The organism is Pandoraea terrae, assembly GCF_902459695.1.
In the GTDB taxonomy this organism is placed as follows: Bacteria; Pseudomonadota; Gammaproteobacteria; order Burkholderiales; family Burkholderiaceae; genus Pandoraea; species Pandoraea terrae.
Window position 1 is genome coordinate 1 of the sequence record NZ_CABPRZ010000079.1, and the last position, 569, is coordinate 569.

The window sequence follows — 569 nt, forward strand, 5'->3', positions numbered from 1 at the left end:
TGGTCACATCGATCACGACGGCGCCGAAACCGTGGCCGCACATCTCGAGGTGGCCGGCGTGTCGCTGTCGAACCGGGGCGGGCGGCTGGCGCAGCACGGCAGCGGCGATGCGCGCTTCGATCTTGCCGGCGCGCTTGACAACACCGGCGGCAAGCTCGAGAGCAACGCCGCGACGTTCACGCTGGCCGCAGGCAGCCTCGACAACACGCGCGGCACGATCACGCATGCCGGCGCCGGGCGGTTCGACCTCACGAGCGGCGTGGTGACGAACACCGGCGGGTTGCTGGCCGGCAACGGCGCAGTCGATATCGCGGCGCATGACTTCGCCAATACGCAAGGGCGGGTGACGGCAGGCAGCACGTTGACGGTCGCGGCCCAAGGCACGCTCGCCAACGACGAGGGCGAGTTGACGGCAGGCGCCGGCGTACATCTCACGGCGGGCGATGCGCTCGCCAATCGCGGCGGCAAGGTGTCGGCACGGGGCGAGCTCGAGATCACGGCAGGCGGTGCGCTCGATAACCGCGCCGGCAGTATCGAGGCTGCCGGCGCGCACGGGTCGATTGCGCTGA

At 70.7% G+C, this 569-nt stretch carries 1 protein-coding gene; it reads left to right on the forward strand.

From position 1 onward, the window contains the following. Window positions 1-569 (forward strand): hypothetical protein (locus PTE30175_RS28070; RefSeq protein WP_150700339.1); only part of this gene is annotated, 569 nt, incomplete at both ends.